The following is an 18,541-nucleotide window of genomic DNA, read 5'->3' as shown; positions in this document are numbered from 1 at the left end:
ACAGACCTGGGTGTCGGGCGGTGGCGGACTCAGGCCGCGGAGGACTCGTCCATGCGGCGGCGCAGGCTCAGCGGGCGCATGTCGGTCCACACCTCGGCGATCCGGGCCAGGCACTCCTCTCGGGAGCCCTCGGTGCCCTCGGCGTGCCAGCCGGCGGGCAGCTCCCGCCCGACGGGCCACAGCGAGTACTGCTCCTCGTCGTTGAACACCACGCGCTGGCGGGAGCCTTCGGTTTGCTCGGTGGTCATGGGAACTCCTTCAGGCTTACGAATGGACGGGTGGGTTCGGGCAGCGTCGGCAGAGGCGGACGACCACAGGCATACGGGCGTGATGCTCAGGCCGGCAGGAAGTCCTCGACGCGGACGCCCAGCCCGCGCCGTTCGGCCTCCTCGCGCACGTACTCGGCCAGCGCGATGTCCAGCACACCGAGGCCGAACGGGGAGTAGACGACGGGCCGTTCCGGGACGCGGCGCAGGGTCGCGGTGCCGCGCAGCAGCGCGCCGATCTCGGCGGCGACGAAGTCCCTGTTCCCAGTGGCCTGTTGGGCCATGTCGAGGGAGGTGCGCTCGCGACAGACGTGGTCGGTGTCGTCGACCACGTTGACCGCGCCGAGAATCGCCCCGGCCGTCAGGTCGCGCAGCGAGACGTGCAGCACGGTGGTGTCCGGGCCGCATGCGGTCAGGTCCATGTGCGGGGTGGCGGCGGTGGTGGCCAGCGACACCAGCCGGTGCTCGCCGAGGGCCGCCGCCAGGTCGGTCACCGGGTGGGCCTTCACCTCGGGCGCGGCCTCGGCACAGCTGTCGGCGAACGCCTCGGCGCGTTCAGGGTCGGTGTCGTACAGGGCGGCCTCGCGCAGCCCGGGCAGGGCGGCGGCCAGGAAGCGCAGGATCTCCAGGTTGATCACGCCGCAGCCGACCAGCAGCACGGAGACCGGGGGCCGCTTGGCGGTGAGCTCCGCAGCCGCGAGCGCCGCGCTCGCGGCAGTGCGCTTGGCCGAGACCACGGCGCCCTCAACGAACGCGACCGGTCGGCCGTGATCGAGGGAGTTGAGCACGATGGCGGCACTTGCACGCTCGGTGCCGGCGCCGACGTTGCCCGGGAAGGAGGCGATCCACTTCATCCCGGCCGCCGGGCGCTCACCGCCGCGGTAAGCCGGCAGGCCGATGATCCGGTCGCTGCGGTGGTGCTCCTCGGGGAAGCGCAGGAACGTCGAGTGCGGCAGGGACGTCTGCCCGGCGTCGTGCAGCCGGTAGGTGTCGGCGACGAGGTGGATGATCTCCGTCTCCCGGCCGGACAGCACGTCCGCCACATCGGTGCGCCGGAGGATCAGCATGGGGGTTCCCTCTCTGCGGGACGGGCGAGGACAAGGGCCAGAGATGATGGCGAGAACAGGCCGGCGGCGGTGCGGCCAGAGCCTGTGGTCATGCAGCGATGGTGGGCTTGGGCGCTATATCCGCCCTATACGTCCCGCCGGGTCGTCGCTCCCGTACGGGCCTCCGGCTCATACCGGCCCAGGACGGCCGGTTCGGGGCATTCGACGTCGACCTCGAGGAGAGCGACGCGCGGGACGGCGTGGCCGCGCAGCAGCCCGGGGACGGTGACGGCGGGCCTGGTGAACCCGACGCCCTCGTGTAACCTTCGACCACTTCGGCGGCGCCCTCGGGGTCCACTGCGCTGACGCGACAGCCCCCGCGCCACCCGTCATGCGCCCCCGTCGGCGCATTCATGCCGACCCCGACCCCAGTGCGAGCAGGAAGGCCAGGTCGTCGTGGGCGACGAGGGAGACGTCGGCCACGCGGGTGCCGGGCGTGTCGAGGGAGGTGTCGAGCAGGCGGCGCCAGGTGTCCCCGAACCGTTCCATCGTGGCCGCGTCGAACAAGTCGGTGTTGTAGCGCAGCACCGCCCGGAAGCCGTCGGCGCCCTGGAGCACCTCCACGGTCAGGTCGAGCTGCCCCTCCTGCTGCGGCACGTCGCACAGTTCGGCCCGCAGTCCGCCGAGCCGCACCGGCCCCTCGTACAGCCCGGGAACCGGCAGCCGGTCCGTGGCCACCAACGTGCAGGAGATCCGGAACAGCGGCCCGCGCGAGGGCCCGCCGTCCAGCAACTCGACGGGATGGCGGGCGTGTGCCATCCCGGTGCGCAGCTGCCGCTGCGCCGACTCGACGACCTCCAGCAGCGTCATCGCGGACGTGAACCGCCCGACGACCGGCAGCGCGTTGACGTAGTAGCCGACCGCCTCCCGGGTGCCGGGCGCGAACCGTGTGGTGGCCGGGCAGCCGATGAGGAAGCCGTCGCCGGCGCCGGAACGGTGCAGGGCGGACTGGAAAGTGCCGAGCAGCCACGCGAACGGCGTGAGGCCGCGATCCGCGGCCGCTCCCCGCAGCCGTCGCGCCGTCGCCGTGTCCAGCCTCACCTCATGGGTGGCACCGTTGAGGGTGCGCTGCGCCGGCCGCGGCCGGTCGGTGGGCAGCTCCGCCGCCCGGAGCCCGGCGCACATGCCCTGCCAGTACGCGGCGGCCCGCTGCCCGCGCGGCGAGGCGACGAAGTCCCGCTCGGCACACACCTGTTCGTCCCAAGGCGTCACCGCACCGGGCGGGGCGACGGGTGCGCCCTGCCCGGTGCGGGCGCCGTACTCGGCGAACAGGTCGCGCACCAGCAACCACTGTGAGGTGGCGTCGCTGACCAGATGGTGGGTGGCGGTGACCAGCACCGCGTCGTCGGGCGCCCGGCGCAGCAGCACCGCGCGGAACGCCCCAGACTCCATGATGCGGAACGGCTCCTCGCCCGCCCACTGGGCGAGCCGGAACAAACTCTCCTCGTCGGTGTCCGGCACCTCCCGCACCTCGAGCCGCACCGACTCGGGCGCCATGAGCAGCCGTACGGGCCCCTCGTCGGTGGCGGGGAAGCGGGAGCGCAGCAGTTCGTGCCGTTCGACGAGTGCGGTCAGCGCCCGCTGCAGGACCTCGGTGTCGACGCGGTCACGAAGCCGTACCGCGAGGACGACGTTGTACGCGGAGCTGTCCGGGTCGATCCGGTGGGCGAGCCAGAGCGCCTCCTGGCCGGTGGACATGAGCATCGGCGTTCAGTCCTTCCACAGGTATGAGACGTCGCCGAAGTTCTCGCGCACCCAGGAGTCCGAGTAGATGGTGTCGAGATAGCGGTCGCCGCCGTCCGGGAAGATGAGGACGCAGTTCGAGCCATCGGGTATGCGGTGCCTGATCTTCCACAGCGCCGCCACGGTGGCACCGGACGAGCCGCCCGCGAGGACCGCCTCCCGGTCGATGAGCCGACGGCAGGCGGTGACGCACTCCAGGTCGGAGATGTGCACCACCTCGTCGGAGGCCGAGGCATCCATCAGCGGCGGTACTACGGACGCGCCGTGCCCCGGGATCAGGCGCTGGGTGGACTCCAGACCGAAGATCGCGCTGCCCATCGCGTCGACGGCGACGATCGTGGTGTCCAGACCGCGCGCTCTGATGTGGTCCCGGCAGCCGCGCAGGGTGCCGAAGGTGCTGACCGAGCAGAAGAGGAAATCGACTTTGCCGTCCAGGGCCTCCTCGATCTCCCGCATGGTCGTCTCGTGGGCCTTGGGGTTGAGCAGGCTGGTGTATTGGTTAGGCCAGTACGAGTCCGGTATCCGGTCGACCAGCTCGCGCACCCGGCGCAGCCGGACCGGCAGGAACTCGCCCGTCAGATGGTCGCGTTCGGTCACCACCTCCACCTCGGCGCCGAAGGCTTTGAGGATGGCGAGGTTCTGCCCGGTGGTCTTGCCGTCCACCACACAGATAAAGCGCAGTCCGAAGTACCGGCAGATCTGGGCGAGTCCGACGGCGAGATTTCCGGAGCTGGACTCGACGATCACCGAACGGCCCGGCTCCACGTTGCCGCTGCGGATGGCCGCGAGAAGCATGCCGAGCGCGGAACGGTCCTTGATGCTGCCCCCCGGATTGAATCTCTCGATCTTCCCGAACACGCGGGAGCCCAAGTCCGGCAGCAGTTTTTCGAATGCGACGAGCGGGGTATTTCCTACGGTCGACAGAATGCCAGGGAACGTTTTCTCGGGCATGGCTGTTCGCCCCCTCCCGGAGAAGCGGTGCGGAAATGGCGCGCGTCCGCCGTGTCGCGGGGCGCGGAAACAGGGCGGGCAGGGGCCGTTCCCCCCCCAGGGGAGGGAGGACGGCCCCGGCCCTGTGCGGCGCCGGTCCGTCCGGCGGACGGCGGTTGGATCCGGTCTGGTCCGACGGCCGGCCTAGCGGGCCAGCTCGGTGGCCAGGTGGCCGGTGATCGCGTCGATGGTCGGGTGGTCCCAGGCCATGGTGGGCTCCACGACGAGGTCGAAACGGTCCTCGACGTCGCCGCACAGGGTCAGGGCGTACACGGAGTCCAGGCCCAGCCCGGCGAGTTCGGCGCCCGCGTCGATGTCGGCCGGGGTACGTTCGAGGTAGTAGGCGACCCGGTCGACGAGCCAGCTGCGGATGGCCTGCGGCGAGGTGACGGGGTCTGGGGTGGCCGATGTATCGTCGGTCGCGATGTCGGTGACGGTAGCTTCGGTCATGGGGCAACTCCCTTGACGGGTACGGCCCGCAGGGCGAGCCGGGTGCGGAACAGGTCGAAGGTGCGGGCGTCGTCGTGGCGAGCGGACAACTCGTCGAATAGCGCCCCGGCGGCGGCCTGGGGCAGCGGCCCGCGGCGCGGGCCGAGCCGCCCGGCGAGCCGGTGCAGCGCCGCCGTGACCCACAGCGGGTCGGCGAGGAAACCGTCGGAGCGCCGCGCCGTACGCCAGACGCCCAGGCAGGCGGCGGCCGCGAGCAGCAGCACGTACCGCTCGGCCAGCAGGAAGGAGCGGCGACCGGCGACCGGGGTCCGCTCCAGCGGCGGCAGGGCGGCACTGCGGCGCGCCAGGTCGGCCAGCGTGTCACTGAACTCGCCGGCCAAACCGGCGAGTTCGGCTAGCTCGGGACGGGTGGCCGCCTGCCTGGCCAGGTCCCGGGCGAACAGCGGAAGCCGGCCGGCCAGGCCGTCGGCCCCGCGCGTGGTCAGCTCCAGTCTGCCGAAGTCGAGCGAGGGCAGCGGGTCGTGCAGGCGGAACAGGGCCTCGTCGCCGTCCGGCCCGCTGGTGCGGGCGTCCAGCGCGGGCTGCCAGGCGCGCTCGGCGAGCCGGGGCAGCTGCGGGACGATGTTCGCGAGGCACACCGCGCCGCTGGCGTGGGCCAGCGCCACCACGGGCAGGTCGCGCGCCGCCTTCTGGAACGCCGCGTACGGCCCTTCGCGTAGGTAGCTGCGGGCGCCCAGCACCACGCCGAGCCGGTAGGAGTTCTCCTGGAGCAGCTTGGGCACGAGGTACTTCACCGCCGCCGCGCGCACGCTCGCCTCGGCGGGACGCAGGTGCAGGGTGCGGGCGGCGACCATGGACAGCGCGTCACAGATCAGCAGGTCCACGAAGGCGTCAGTGAGCACCGAGCGGGGCAGCGGCAGCGCGCTCACCGGGGCCCCGTACAGCTGGCGTTCCCCGGCGAAGGCGAGGACCGTGCGCAGCTGGCTGTCACCGACGCCGACGACCATGCCGGGCAGCACACAGCGGGTCACCTGGAAGACCTTCAGTACGGTCTCCATGGCGCCGCCCTCCTCGCCGAGCAGGGCGGCGGCCGGGACGGGGCAGGAGTCGAACCGTGCGCCCCCCAGCAGGCAGCCGCGGCCCCCGGAGGTGGGATAGCGGGCGGTGCGGTCGACGTGCCCCGCGGGCAGGGCGTCGAGGTCGACCAGCAGATGCGAGTGGCCGCGGCTGCCGGGCCGTTCGTCGGTGCGGGCGAAGAGCACGGCGGCCTCGGCCCGGCCGATGTTGTTGACGAGTTGCTTGCCGCCGTCGAGGAGATAGCCGCCGTCGGCCGCGGGGCCCGCGGCGAGCGAGATCCGAGTGAAGTCGCTGCCGTGGTCGAGCTCGGTGTAGGCGGCGACGATCCGGCCACCGCCGCACAGTAGATCGGCCGCCCGCTGCTGCTGCTCGGGGCTGCCGTCCGACCAGATCGGCAGACCCGCGATGAAGCTGGTGACGCCGTGGCCGATGCCCAGGGAACAGTCCCGGCGGAAGATCGCCCGCATCAGCAGCGCGAACCGGTCGGCACGCTCGAAGCGGCCGCCGAGCGCGGCCGGCGCGAACTCGGCCCCCAGCCCGTACGCGGCCAGCGCACGCTCGCCGTCCGCGGGCAGCTCGCCGCGCTCGTCGGCGCCGAGGACGGCCGCTTCGCCGAGCGGGTTGGCGGGGTCGTACGGGTCGCCGAGCAGGGTCTCCAAGCGGTCGAGGCGTTCCAGGGCGGTGTCACGCCGGGCGCCGTCCGCGCGGACCTCCGTGGCGCTCGTGGTCGGCAGGGCCGTCATGCCGCGTCCTTCGGCGAGGCGGTGAGGGTCGGGTGGTCGGCGGGTGTGCTGCTCGTGGCGCCGGTGGCCTCGGCCAGCGGGCAGTGCAGCAGGGAGAACAGCAGCCCGCGCTCGTGTTGGGTGTGCAGTGCGGGCAGCAGGGCGTCCAGGGCCGGTCCGTCGGCGTCGTCCAGGTCAGGCGTGCCGGTCAGGCGGTGCAGCAGCCGGGCGAGTACGGCGTCCAGCCAGGCCACGTCGTGCCACAGCGGGCTGTCGGCCACGACACCGCCCCGGTTCTCCAGCCAGAGGTGGAGGCTCGCGGCGCCGGCGTACACCAGGGCGTACCGGCTGGCGGAGGCGAACGCCGCTTCCGGGACGGCGCGGGCGCTGTGCCGGTGTGCGGCGAGTTCCTCGTGCACCTCGTCCGCGAGCGCGAGCAGCCGCACGGCCCGCTCGGCCACGGAGGGCGGGGCCAGCTCCTTCACGCGGCGCACCGCCTCCGGCAGGGACTGCACGACGCTCACGCCCGCGCGGGCGTACAGCGTGAGCCGGTCGTGGTCCAGCTCCGGCGGCAGGCCGTCGAGGCGGGCGGCGGCCGTGACCCCGTCCCGGTCGGCGAGGCCCTTGCGGTAGCCGCGGGCGAGCACCGGGAACTGGTTGATCAGCGAGTTGAGGTTGACGGCCGTACTGCCGTCGAAGATGCCCACGATCCGGTGGTCGCGCTCCAGCTTCTGGAAGGCGCCGTCGGCGAAGTCCTCGACCAGCATGGCGCGGGCGCCGAGCAGTCCGCGCAGCGCGCCGATGACCTCGTCGCCGAGGGTGGGCACGAGGTACTTCACCACCGCGGAGACCGCGCTCAGCTCCTCGGTCAGAGTGTGCACGGAGCGGGTCGCGACGAGGCTCGCGGCCTCCATGGCCAGCAGATCGGCGTAGGCCTCGGCGAGGGTCCGCGCGGCGTGCGGCAGGTGGGCCAGGGGACGGCCGTAGAGCCGGTGGGTGCGGGAGAAGCCGGTGGCGATGCGCAGGGCGTGGTCGGCCATGCCGAGGGACATCGCCGAACACAGGGTGCGGGTGACCTGGAAGCCCTTGAGGACGATCTCCAGGCCTTCCCCTTCGGCGCCGACCAGCGCGTCGGCGGGGAGTTCGGCGCCGTCGAAGGCGACACCGCTGATGTCGGCGCCGCGCACACCGTGGGTGGGGACGCGCGGGAGGGGGCGCCAGGTGCCGGGAGCCAGCCGCGCCTTGTCGACGAGGAACAGGCTGAAGCCGCGGCTGCCGCCGTCGGGCTCGGCGCGCGCCAGGACGCACACGAGCTCGGCCCGTCCGGCGTTGTTGATCAGCCACTTCTCGCCGTCCAGCCGCCACCCGCCCGCGGTGCGCTCGGCGCGCAGCTCGCCGGCGAGCAGGTCGCTGCCGTGGGCCCGCTCGGTGAGCGCGAGGGAGACGACGGCCCCCTCGCACACCCGTGCCGCGAGAGCTCCGGCCTGCTCGGACCGCCCCGCCAGCCAGACCGACACGGCACCGAGATAGGTCTTGGCGTGCCCGAGCGCGACGGTGAAATCCCGCCGGGCCAGGATCCGGATGAGCTGCGACAGTTCCTCGGCGCTGCGCAGTTCGCCACCGAACGGGGCGGGCACGAACCACCGGGGCAGCCCCAGCTCGTCCAGCTCCCGGCACACGTCCGCCGGGAACTCCTCCGCCCGGTCGGCCTGCGCACTGCCCCGGTGGGAGAACGCCCGCCGGCCGTCCCCGGGATCCCCCAGCCGCACCTCCAGCTCCCGGCCGAGCGCATACGGATCCCACGCCCCGCCCTCGGCCACAGACAGCACTCGCATCTCATCCGCGTCCCGACCGACCCCGCAGGCCACGGCCACGCCGCCCGCCGAGTTCCCGACGCCGTTCGCCCGGCCGCCGGGTGTTGCGTCGGCAGCATCCCCCTGGGTGCGGAACGCCGCGCGCAGCTCGGGTGACAACTCCTCGTTCAGCACGATGAGTTCGGCCCTCTCGAACAGCGCGCGCATAAGCGTGCGTCGGATCTTGCCGCTCGTGGTGCGCTGGATACGGCCGGGCTTGACAAGGACCACGCCGCCGACCCGGACGCCCAGGCGCTGGGCCAGGCGGGCGCGGGCGGTGCGGGCCAGGGTGGCGAGGGTCTCAGCGGGGACGCCGCGGCTGTGGACCTCCTGGACGGCGACGATCTCCTCCGCGACGGAGCCGCCGGGGCAGGAGGCGAAGACCGCGGCGGGCAGGTCACCGAAGGCCGGGTCGAGGTCACGCAGTTCGCGCTCGATGTCGTGCGGATACAGGTTCCGGCCATGCACGATGATCATTTCCTTGAGGCGGCCGGTCACATACAGGTGGCCGTCGCACAGCGCCCCCAGGTCACCGGTGCGCAGAAACGGCCCGGTACCGTCGGCCGTGACCGCGCGGAACGTCCGCTCGGTCTCCTCCGGCCGGTTCCAGTAGCCGAGCGCCACGCTGTCGCCGCGGATCCAGATCTCGCCGACCCGGCCGTCGGGCAGCACCGCACCCGTGTCGGCATCCACGACACGTACGTCAAGCCCGCGCACGACCCCGCTGCTCACCAGCTCCTGCACCGCCCCACCGGACCGGCTCTCCGCCTCCGTCACCAGGCCGCCGGCCAGCGCCCCCGTGTCCACACGCAGCACCGTCGGCGGCTCGTCCACGGGCGTGCCGGAGACGTAGAGCGTGGACTCGGCGAGGCCGTAGCCGGGCAGCAGGGAGTGCGGCGAGAAGCCCGCGCCCGCGAACCGCTCCGCGAAGCGGGCGAGGGTCGCGGCGTCCACGGGCTCGGCGCCGTTGCAGGCGTAGCGCCAGTGGGACAGGTCCAGCCCGGCGGTCTGCTCCTCGGTGAGGCGGCGCGCGCACAGGTCGTACGCGAAGTTCGGCGCGCAGCTGATGTCGGCCTTGTGCCGGGCGATCAGCCGCAGCCAGGCGACGGGCCGTTTGAGGAACTCGGTCGCCGACATCAGCACCGCGGTCCCGCCCAGATACAGCGGGGCCAGCATCATCGCGATGAGTCCCATGTCATGGTAAGCGGGCAGCCAGCTGCACCAGGTCATGCCGCCGTGCCAGTCGTGGCTGTCGCGCATCAGCCGCAGGTTGTGCACCAGCGCGCCGTGCGGAACCATCACGCCCTTCGGCTCGCCGGTCGACCCCGAGGTGTACTGCAGGAAGCACAACTCGTCGGGTTCAACGGTGTGTTCGGCCCAGGCCTCCGCGTCCCCGGCGCGCTCCGCGGACTCCACTGCGGCGGCCGTGATCCCGGCGAGCGCCGTCCGCTCACCCTCCAGCCAGCGCTCCACCGCGGACAGACCCGCCGCATCGGTGAGCACCAGGCGAGCCCCGGTGTCCGCGGCGATCGCCGTCGTACGGGCCTCCTGGCGCCCGAAGCCACCGGGCAGCGGCACCGGGACGGGCACGGCACCCGCGTAGAGGCAGCCGAGGAAAGCCCGGAGGAACCCGGTGCCGGGACCGCAGGACACCAGCACCCGGTCGCCGGTCGCCACCCGCCCGCGCAGCCACTGGGCCGCGGACCGTGCGGCCCGGTCCAGTTCCGCGTAGGTCAGGCTCTCCTCGGCCGGCCCGGTACTGAACCGGACGGCGCCGTGAGCGGGCTTCCGTGCGGCCCTGCGGCGCAGCGCGCTGACGAAGCTCTCGAAGTCGGTCACCCCAACTACTCACCCTCTGCGGCTGGTGGGGCCGCGGTCGCACAGCAGTGGTATGTCGTTCACCCAACCGGCGCCCGCTATGCGGCACCTATATGCGGCCTTCCGGGCATCGGGAGGGGCGGATCGGTTCGAAACGGCGGACGGCCGACCGGACGGCAACGGCCGCCGTACGGCGCCAGGGGTGCACGGTGACATACGGCGGCCGCGGATGCCGTACGCGGCCAGGGGGAAGCGGTGGCGTACGGCGGCCCCGGACACGGTCGGCCGAAAGGGCGGCTCAGCCGCATCCGCCCGCATGGCCGTCGTCGACGGACCGCTCGGGCTCGGTAAGCGCAACCTCCGGGTCGGCCGGGGGTTCCGCGAGTTCGGGAGAGCGGCCGGTGAGCGCCGCCACGAAGGCGGGCAGCCGGTCGACGCCCCAGTACTTGTCGTAGTGGTCGACGAAGAAGGGCACCCCGAAGACGCCGTCGCGCTGGATCTCCAGCAGCACCCGCACACCCTCGGCACGCAGCTCGGGATCGTCCGACGCTGACGCCAACTCTGCGTCGTCTAGGCCGAGTCGAGCGCCGAAGCCGCCGATCACCGAACGGTCGCAGATGTCCTGCCCGAGCTCCCAGCGGGCCCGGGCGGCGAGCGAGATGTACTCGGGGCCCATGCCGTGCCGGGCCGCGGCCAGATAGCCGAGGTGAGGCACCTCCCACACCGGCTCGCGGTCCACGGGCCAGCTCAGGGACAGCCCCCGCTCGGCGGCCAGGCGCCGCACGTCCTGGAGGATGTAGCGGTGCTTCTCCGGGCTCATCGGGGTGTAGGGGAAGGACCCGCCGGCCTCGTCGAGCAGCTTGCGGCTCAGCTCGTCCGGCTCGAAGTACGGTACCCACTCCAGGGCGGCCGCCAAGCGCGGGTGGTGGGCCGTCAGGTCCCGGTAGGCGAGCCAGGAGTAGGGGCTGCGCAGCGAGAAGTAGAAGCGCGGGTGCCGCCGGGTGCGGCGGCGCCCGCCCGCCGTGCCGCTCACAGCGCGATGCCGCCGTCGACCTGGAAGACCTGGCCCGTGATGTACGACGCCTCGGGCGAGACCAGGAAGGAGACCAGCGCGGCGACGTCATCCGGGCGGCCGAACCGTTTCAGCGGAATGCGGCCCAGCATCTCCTTCGACACCTTCGGCGGCAGCACCGAGGTCATGTCGGTGTCGATGAAGCCGGGCGCCACCGTGTTGGCCCGGACGCCGTGCCGGCCGCCCTCCTTCGCCAGGGACCGGGTGAAGCCGATGATCCCCGCCTTGGACGCCGAGTAGTTGGTCTGGCCCGCGTTGCCCGCGATCCCGGCCACCGAGGAGAGCGTGACGACGGCACCGCCGCCGCGCTTGGTCATCGGGAAGGCCACCGCACGGCACAGATTGTAGGTGCCGTCCAGGTTGGTGCGCAGCACTGCGTCCCAGTCCTCGTCCGGCATCAGCACCAGCGGGTTGTCGCGGGTGATGCCGGCCGAGGTGACCGCGGCCGCCGCCGGGCCCAGCTCCTCCTCGGCCGCGGTGACGAAGTCCCGCACCTGGGCGCGGTCGGTCACGTCCACCCGCAGGGAGAGCACCCGGCGGCCCAGCTCGCGCAACTCCTTCTCCACCACGGCGGCGGCCTGCGCGTCGGAGCGGTAGCAGAAGCCGATGTCGTAACCGTCGCGGGCCAGCCGTTCGACGACCGCACGGCCGATGCCGCGGGACCCTCCGGTGACCAGGGCGACCTTGTCGCCGTGGGTATCACTCGCTGCGGACATCACGTGTCTCCTCACACCTTCGACAGGGCGCGGTCGGGCGCCGGCAGCAGTTCCGAAACACCACGCAGCGCCACCACGAAGGAGCTGATGCGCAGCACCTCACGGCCGGCGGAGTATGTCTCGCCCGCGAGGATCGCCGTCTCGTCGACTGACTTCACGAGGCGCACTCGGTGCTCCATGACGTCCCCGGGGTGGACGCGCACGCCGAAGGCCACCTCATTGATGGCGCCAGCGAGTTCGACCTTCCCGGCCAGCACGTCCGGGTTGGGGTTTTCCCACACGGACAGCAGCACCGCGGACTGTGCCCAGGACTCGATCACCAGGGAGGTGGGATAGGCGTAGTCGGCGGCTGCGGCGTCCTGGCCGAGAGGCGCGTAGCAGGGCTCGTTGCCCGAGACCGCCTTGAGCGCGGTCAGGCTCTCGCCCGGCGTCACCTGCGTGACGCGGTCGACCAGGAGGATCTCCCCGCGGTGCGGAATGGTGTTCTTGATGCGGTCGATGCCGTACGCCGTCATGACGTGCCCTCTTCCTGATCCCGGCCGTCCCGGACGCGGTAGCGCAGCCGGATGTCGGCGGCCCTGCCGCGGTTGGTGGCGATGGCCGCCTTGAACAGCAGCCCGGCCGCGTTGTCGGCGACCGTGACATCGGCCAGCACCCGGTCTCCCGGAAAGACGGGCCTGTGGAAGCGGCACCGGTCCATGGCGATCAGCTCCACCTCACCGGACGGTTCGGCGGGGTTGTCCTTGGCCCACTGACGGACCGTGCGGTCGGCGGCCTCGATGAGGAACACCCCGGGCAGCACGGGGAACCCGGGATAGTGGCCGGCCATGACCGGGCCGTCCTCCGGCGCGTTGAAGGCACCGACCGCGCCCTTCGGGCCGGTGCGGATCAGCTCAAGGTCGCCCAGCGGCGAGGCAGCGCTCACCGGGACTCCCGCAGCTTGCGGTCGAGCAGTTCGTAGGTGCCCTGCAGGGAGGTGATCGAGGCCAGCTCGGCTTCGGCGAGCTTGACACCGTACTCCTTCTCCAGGCGCACGGTGATCTCCAGCGCCATCAGCGAGTCGACGTCCAGGTCCTCCGTGAAGTGGGCGTCGTCGGTGACCTCGGCGACGTCCAGATCGAGGACGTCGGCGACCAGGTCACGCAGCTGTTCCTTGTCGAGTACGGGTGCCGTGGTGATGTCGGACATGGGGTACACGCGTCCTTCCGGATGGTGGTTGGCGTACGAGAGGTGCAGGAGCAGGCGGCGCAGCCGGTAGGCTCCACGACGCCTGCCGGCGGGGAGAACGCGCCCAGGGCGCGCCGCGCGGATCGCCCCGGCTCCCACCGAGGGCACCGCTTGCCGCGAGGCCCCGGTGAGACGATTGCCGAGATCCGTACGACGCCTGTGCAGCCCCGCGTCGAGGGCGCACGCCGCGTCACCGCGCACCGGTGCGCAGGACGACCGCCCCGGTCTGGCCGTCGGGGTCGACCGAGGTAACGAGCACGGGGCGGTCCGCTTCCGTCGCGGTGACGGCGGCTGCCAGCTGGAGGGAGGCGGAGGCGGCGCCCAGGTCGCCGATCAGGTGGCGCAGGCGCAACCGGGGTGGCTGATGCTCGCCGAAGATCGAGGCGAGCGCCGCGTCCTCACGGCCGCCGAGCGGGCCGCCACAGTCGGACGGCACGAGCAGGGCGACCTCGTCGGGCCGTACGTCGGCCTCCTTGAGTGCCTCGGTGACCGCACGCACGACCGAGTTGTGAGCACGCTCCGGGGCGTGGAAGGCGACGAAGCGGCTGCCGAGCAGCGTGGCGAGCGCGGGGCGGCCGTGGGCGCGGGCCCGGCCGAGCGGCTCCAGCAGGAAGAGCGCGCAGCCTTCGCCGAGCGGCCCGGTCGGCTGCTGGTGAGGGCCGGAGGCGCGGGCCCGGTACTCCAGCCAGGCACGCTCGGTGGAGAATTCCTCGACGGCGCCGCACAGGACGGCCTCGCAATGGCCCCGGCGCAGCAGCCGGGCCGCGTAGTTGAGGGCGAGCAGGCCGGTCAGGGCGCCGCCCGCGACCGTGGTGTTGGGGCCGCGCAGGGTGTGCCAGATCGCGCTCTGACCGGCGGCCCGGTTCATCACGGTGTTGGGGAACAGGGCCGGGTCGACGTGGAAGGGCTTCTCACCGGTCAGGGAGTCCCGGGTGAAGTCCATGATGCTCTGGACGCTGCCGTGCCCGGTGCCAAGCACCATGCCCACGGCCTCCGGGTCGTCCTGGGCCAGCCCGCCGCCAGCCTGTTCCAGGAGCATCCCGGCGGTGGCGACGGCGAGCGCGGTGGCCCGGTCCATCGACCGGGTGCCCTTGCGACCGAGCACCGCCCTGATGTCGAAACCCGGGATGTGCCCGGACCGGTCGTAGGGGCCGAGGTCGAGGGCATCGTCTGCGGCGTGCACGCCGTCCCGGCCCTCCCGCACCCCGTCAGCGAAGGCCTCGGCACCGAGCCCGTACGGCGAGGCGGCCGACCAGCCGGATACGACCAGGGTGTCCGGGTCCGCCCCGGCGGCAAGACTGGCACTCATCGCTGTCTGCTCCTGTCGGTGAAGGTCGGGAGATCGAGAGGTCGTGGAGGTCCTGGAGGTCGCGGAGGTCATGGTCGGTCAGCCCCAGGCGCCGGCGGCGGCGTGCAGTTCCGCGCCGTCCACGCCGATGGTGTTGCCGGTCAGCCAGGAGGACTCGGTGCGCGACAGCAGCGCCACGGCGTCCGCGACGTCCTCCGGCCGGGTCAGCCGGCCGTGGGGGTTGTTCTCGGCGGCGCGCTCGACGTAGCCGGCGTGTTCGGGGATGCGCCGCAGGGCCGGGGTGAGGGTGGTGCCGGCGCGCAGCGCGTTCACGGCGACGCCCCGGGGGGCCAGTTCGCATGCCAACTGCCGGACATGGGCCTCCAGGGCGGACTTGGCCGCCGAGACCGCGCCGTAGCTGGGCAGCGCCTGGGAGGTGCCGGCGCTCGTCATCGCGTAGACCTTCGAGCCGTCGCGCAGCAGGCCCGCCGCGAGCAGGTCCTGTGTCCAGTACACGAGGCTGTGCGCCATGACGTCGAGGGTCATCTCCAGCTGGCGTTCGTTGATCTGCTTGTCCCAGCCGGCGCGCGGCAGAAACGGCACAAGGGTGCCGAAGGCGAGCGAGTGGACCAGGATACGGACGCCGCCGGTGCTGCCGGTCAGCTCGGCCAGCCGGGGGACGACCTCCTGCCGGGTGCTCCGGGAGGCGGCGTTGGCGTTGAAGAAATGCGCCTCGACCCCCTTGCCCCGGATCTCCCCGACGAATTCCTCGACCTCCTCGGCACGCGACGCCGTGTCGAAGTGCACGCCGGCGACATGGACACCCTCCTCGGCGAGCCCTAGGGCGATGGCTCGCCCGATCCCACTGGAAACCCCGAGGACCAGGCACCAACTGCCCTCAAGCGACTTCAGCATGCTCTGACTCCTGTGTGCGGTGGGGTGGTTCGACAGACGCGGGAGGTACGGACGGCGCGGTTACGGGGGAGACACGCACGAGCGCCACATGCCCGGCGCCGGTCGCACAAACGACCAGCCGGCCGACCCCGTCCCGCGTGGTGACGGCGTGGGCCACGGCCAGGGCAGGGCCCAGACACCCGGTCCGCGGTGCCGGGTCTGCCGCCGGGCCGCGGCGGGGGTGTTCCGGGGTGTCGGTCAGGGGAGCGTCTCCGGGCGGGACCGGGCGGCGGGAGACCACCGCGGACGCGACCGCTTCGGCGACCTGGGAGCCGTCCAGATCGAGGTGGAGCGTGACAGGGCGGTCTCCCGGAGCGGTCAGCTCCGCCAGCGCCGTGGTGAGGGCGCGGGCGGCGCGGGTCCGTCCCGCCTGGTTGGCCAGTGCGGCAGGCGGTACGAACAGGGAGCGGGCCCGCACTGTCGCGCGTACCGCCGAGCCGCGTGCCCGCGCCCCGGCCGGGGTCTCCAGCGTGAGCACCGCGGCGCCCTGCTCGCCCCCGCCGCCCCGGCCGTCCGGGACGGGTTCCTCGGTTGCCGCCAGCACCAGCGCGTCGGCGCGGCCGGACGCCAGCACCAGAGCCGCGGTGGACAGCGCGTCCAGCGCCGCCGTACGGGCCGTGGCGACGGTCAGCGCGAAGCCGTTGAGGGCGAACTCGACGGCCAGCCGGTTGCCAAGGACGTTGACCGCGAAGTACGGGGCCGAGGCGGGGGAGATACCCGCCGCACCCGACTCGGCGACAGTGGCGTCCATGGCGTCGAAGAGCCCGGCGAGCCCGGCGTTGGTGGCGAGCAGAAGCCCGCGCCGGTCTGCCGGGACCGCGTCGGGCCGACCCCCGTCGGCGAGCGCGCCCCGCGCCGCGGCGAGGGCGTACTGGGCGGCCGCCGGGAAGTACTTGTAGCCGCGCGGCCCGAGCCGCTCCCGGTGGTCGAACCAGTCGTCGGCATCCGCCATCGGCACCCCGCCCGCCGCCGCAGCCACCTCCGGCGAGTCACCCCACGGCGTGACCACACCCGCACCGGTGACGACGAGTCCATCTTCGGACATATCCGTCATACCGGCACTCCCCCCTTCCCTGCTCTGAGCCCCACCGCGTCCGCGCTCCCCGCCAGCACCACCGACGCGTTGTTCCCACCGAACCCGTAGGCGTTGACCAGCACACGCCGCGCCCCTGCGGGCAAGGGCACCGGCTCGCCCTGCGGCAGCGCCACCGCGCACTCGGGATCCTGCTCCTTCAGCGGCACGTTCGGCGGGACCGTGCCATGGCGCAGGATCAGCGCCGCGGCCACGGCGGCCAGCGCGGCGGACGCCCCGCCCGCGTGGCCGAGGAGTGCCTTGAGGCTGTACAGCGGCACGCGCGCGGCACGCGCCCCGAGGACGCGGTGCAGGGCCCGGCTCTCCATGACATCGTTGAGCCGGGTGCCGGTGCCGTGCGGCACCACGCAGCCGATGTCGTCGGCCGCGCCGCCCACGGCCTCGCGCATGGCCCGCACGATCTGCTCGCCGTCGGCCCGCGGCGCCGTCGGATGGTCCGCGTCGCAGCTCCACGCGACGGCGGACAGCCGCAGCACGCCACGGCCGTCACCGGTCGTCACACCCCGCGCCCGGGCGTGCGCCGCCGACTCCACGACGAGGATCCCCGCGCCCTCGGCGAACACCGTGCCGTCGCGGTCGGCCTCGAAGGGCCGACAGCGCTCCGGGTCGACGGCACCGAGCCGGTTGAAGCAGCCGAGTGCCACCCGCGAGTACGCGTCGGAGCCGCCCGCGATCACCACGTCCGCCACGCCCGCGCGCACCAGATCCGCCGCGATGCCGAGCGCGTACGCCCCGGCCGCGCAGGCGTTCCCGATGTCGTGGACCGTGCCGAACAGCCCGAGTTCGGTGGCCAGCGCGCCGGCCAGGCGGAACGGCGGCGTCCAGGCACCGTCATCCCCCCGGCCGCGTTCGTTGGCGCCCGGCTCGCCCATACAACTGCCCAGCACGACGGCCGTACGGGCCGTGGCGAGCGCCGCCGCGTCCAGTCCTGCGTCGGCCAGCGCCTCAGCGGTGGCGAGCGATGCGAACCGCGTCGCCCGGTCGGCCGCCAGGTCGGGGTCGGGCACCAGGCCGATGAACGGCAGGTCCATCCGGGCGAGCGGGTCCGCCGGCCGGTCCGGCAGACGGGTTCCGGCCGCCGTCATGGCCCGCCACAGAGTGTCGGCGCCCGCACCGTGACAGGTGACGGCGCCGACCCCGGTGACCACGACCTCGACCTCGCGGTTCATGCCGTCCGGCCCTCCAGGGCCGCGTTCATACGGTCGTCGAAGGCCACCAGGGACCAGGCGCGACGGTTCTCGATCACCGCGTAACCGTGGGTGATCCGGCCGGTCGCCGTCTGCACCAGCTTCCCGTCGCGCACCACGTAGGTGTCCATGCGCGAGTCGTACGTGAAGCCCTTGAAAACGCTCTCGACGGTGAGGACGACGTACATGTCCTCCTCCATACGGGCCTCGTCGAGGACGGTGATCCGCGAGTGCGGCACCACCGGAATCCAGTTCTGCTCGTCCAGCAGCGTCTTGATGGATACCCCGCGGTCGGCGACCAGCCGGTCCTTGGCCTCCTCCATCAGCCGGAGATAGCCGGACATCTGCTGACGCTCGGTGAAGTGGCAGTACCAGTACGGGATGCGGAACTTCCACGCGTACGCGTTGCGCCCGGCCGTCAGCTCCTTGAGCACGTCGTCGGCGGACAGGTCGACCTGGACGGGCTCCGGCGTCCAGCCGGGCGTCGCGGCGAGCCGGTCGACCGCGAACGGCGCGAGCGCGGCTGGCAGCGGCTGTTCGCCGCCGCCACGCGGGTCGAGGCGCAGCTGGACGCGGACGGTGGACGTCACGGCCTTGAGCAGAGTGTCGCGCCGCACATGCAGGGCGACGGAGAACAGCATCTCGTCGTCCTTGGCCCTGCGATGCGGCCCGACCTCGGCGACGGCCGTGTCGTCGATGTGGAAGGCGTGCAGGATGCGGGTGTCGATGTCCACGATGTCCGTGCACAGGCCGTACACCTCGTAGATCTCGCCCGGCGCGATACCCGCCTGCCTGAGGTGGTTCAGCACGGCTTCCTCAACCAGGTAGTTGACGTGCTTGAACCCGATCCAGGTGCAGATGTTGGAGCCCTCGTAGCGGGGGCGGATCTCCAGGGAGCTGGGCTCCTTCAGGGCGAGGACCGAGGCCTCGATGTCAGGGGTGTGGGTGGTCACGTCGACTCCGTTACATAGAGGTGGAG

General features: G+C 72.8%; 17 protein-coding genes. All 17 read right to left on the bottom strand.

Features of this window, described 5'->3' with window-relative positions:
* Positions 1–29 precede the first annotated feature (29 nt).
* The 17 genes from DDQ41_RS16145 to DDQ41_RS16060 all read right to left on the bottom strand — a co-directional run bounded on the left by DDQ41_RS16145 (position 30) and on the right by DDQ41_RS16060 (position 18,515).
* A complete protein-coding gene (locus DDQ41_RS16145) occupies positions 30–248 on the bottom strand; it encodes an MbtH family protein (RefSeq protein WP_033946713.1) in 219 nt (72 codons plus the stop codon).
* A gap of 86 nt (positions 249–334) precedes the next feature.
* Positions 335–1,333 carry a 2,3-diaminopropionate biosynthesis protein SbnB gene (sbnB, locus tag DDQ41_RS16140; protein ID WP_109295122.1) on the bottom strand — a complete coding sequence of 333 codons (999 nt, stop codon included), beginning with the start codon at positions 1,331–1,333 and terminating at the stop codon, positions 335–337.
* Positions 1,334–1,723: 390 nt separating this feature from the next.
* Positions 1,724–3,076, bottom strand: coding sequence for a condensation domain-containing protein (locus DDQ41_RS16130; protein ID WP_109295120.1), 1,353 nt, complete (start codon positions 3,074–3,076; stop codon positions 1,724–1,726).
* Between the two features lie 6 nt (positions 3,077–3,082).
* On the bottom strand, positions 3,083–4,066 hold the full coding sequence (sbnA, locus tag DDQ41_RS16125) for a 2,3-diaminopropionate biosynthesis protein SbnA (RefSeq protein ID WP_109295119.1): 984 nt from the start codon (positions 4,064–4,066) through the stop codon (positions 3,083–3,085).
* A 183-nt stretch (positions 4,067–4,249) separates the two neighbouring features.
* On the bottom strand, positions 4,250–4,555 hold the full coding sequence (locus DDQ41_RS16120; protein WP_109295118.1) for an acyl carrier protein: 306 nt from the start codon (positions 4,553–4,555) through the stop codon (positions 4,250–4,252).
* Positions 4,552–6,375 (bottom strand): acyl-CoA dehydrogenase family protein, encoded by a 1,824-nt coding sequence (locus DDQ41_RS16115; RefSeq protein ID WP_109295117.1) that lies wholly within the window; start codon positions 6,373–6,375, stop codon positions 4,552–4,554. Before DDQ41_RS16115 ends, DDQ41_RS16120 begins: the two co-directional genes overlap by 4 nt.
* On the bottom strand, positions 6,372–10,046 hold the full coding sequence (locus tag DDQ41_RS16110) for an AMP-binding protein (RefSeq protein WP_109295116.1): 3,675 nt from the start codon (positions 10,044–10,046) through the stop codon (positions 6,372–6,374). The genes DDQ41_RS16115 and DDQ41_RS16110 overlap by 4 nt, the downstream gene beginning before the upstream one ends.
* 277 nt (positions 10,047–10,323) lie before the next feature.
* Complete coding sequence (locus DDQ41_RS16105) at positions 10,324–11,058, bottom strand: 2-hydroxychromene-2-carboxylate isomerase (protein WP_109295115.1); 735 nt, start codon at positions 11,056–11,058, stop codon at positions 10,324–10,326.
* Positions 11,055–11,813 (bottom strand): 3-oxoacyl-[acyl-carrier-protein] reductase, encoded by a 759-nt coding sequence (fabG, locus tag DDQ41_RS16100; protein WP_109295114.1) that lies wholly within the window; start codon positions 11,811–11,813, stop codon positions 11,055–11,057. The genes DDQ41_RS16105 and fabG overlap by 4 nt, the downstream gene beginning before the upstream one ends.
* A gap of 11 nt (positions 11,814–11,824) precedes the next feature.
* Positions 11,825–12,328, bottom strand: coding sequence for a 3-hydroxyacyl-ACP dehydratase FabZ family protein (locus tag DDQ41_RS16095; RefSeq protein ID WP_109295113.1), 504 nt, complete (start codon positions 12,326–12,328; stop codon positions 11,825–11,827).
* Entirely contained in the window at positions 12,325–12,738 is a 414-nt protein-coding gene (locus DDQ41_RS16090) for a 3-hydroxyacyl-ACP dehydratase FabZ family protein (protein ID WP_109295112.1), read from the bottom strand. Before DDQ41_RS16090 ends, DDQ41_RS16095 begins: the two co-directional genes overlap by 4 nt.
* Complete coding sequence (locus DDQ41_RS16085; RefSeq protein ID WP_033946705.1) at positions 12,735–13,001, bottom strand: acyl carrier protein; 267 nt, start codon at positions 12,999–13,001, stop codon at positions 12,735–12,737. The genes DDQ41_RS16090 and DDQ41_RS16085 overlap by 4 nt, the downstream gene beginning before the upstream one ends.
* A 229-nt stretch (positions 13,002–13,230) precedes the next feature.
* Positions 13,231–14,349 carry a beta-ketoacyl synthase N-terminal-like domain-containing protein gene (locus tag DDQ41_RS16080; protein WP_109295111.1) on the bottom strand — a complete coding sequence of 373 codons (1,119 nt, stop codon included), beginning with the start codon at positions 14,347–14,349 and terminating at the stop codon, positions 13,231–13,233.
* A 78-nt stretch (positions 14,350–14,427) separates the two neighbouring features.
* Positions 14,428–15,243 carry an SDR family oxidoreductase gene (locus tag DDQ41_RS16075; protein WP_109295110.1) on the bottom strand — a complete coding sequence of 272 codons (816 nt, stop codon included), beginning with the start codon at positions 15,241–15,243 and terminating at the stop codon, positions 14,428–14,430.
* Complete coding sequence (locus DDQ41_RS31330; protein ID WP_162602695.1) at positions 15,227–16,336, bottom strand: beta-ketoacyl synthase N-terminal-like domain-containing protein; 1,110 nt, start codon at positions 16,334–16,336, stop codon at positions 15,227–15,229. The genes DDQ41_RS16075 and DDQ41_RS31330 overlap by 17 nt, the downstream gene beginning before the upstream one ends.
* Positions 16,333–17,544, bottom strand: a complete 1,212-nt coding sequence (locus tag DDQ41_RS16065; protein WP_109295109.1) for a beta-ketoacyl-[acyl-carrier-protein] synthase family protein — start codon at positions 17,542–17,544, stop codon at positions 16,333–16,335. The genes DDQ41_RS31330 and DDQ41_RS16065 overlap by 4 nt, the downstream gene beginning before the upstream one ends.
* Entirely contained in the window at positions 17,541–18,515 is a 975-nt protein-coding gene (locus tag DDQ41_RS16060; RefSeq protein ID WP_109295108.1) for an acyl-CoA thioesterase, read from the bottom strand. The genes DDQ41_RS16065 and DDQ41_RS16060 overlap by 4 nt, the downstream gene beginning before the upstream one ends.
* Positions 18,516–18,541: the final 26 nt, after the last annotated feature.

Source organism: Streptomyces spongiicola (genome assembly GCF_003122365.1).
Classification (GTDB): Bacteria; Actinomycetota; Actinomycetes; order Streptomycetales; family Streptomycetaceae; genus Streptomyces; species Streptomyces spongiicola.
This window is presented reverse-complemented; position numbering and strand designations above follow the sequence as displayed.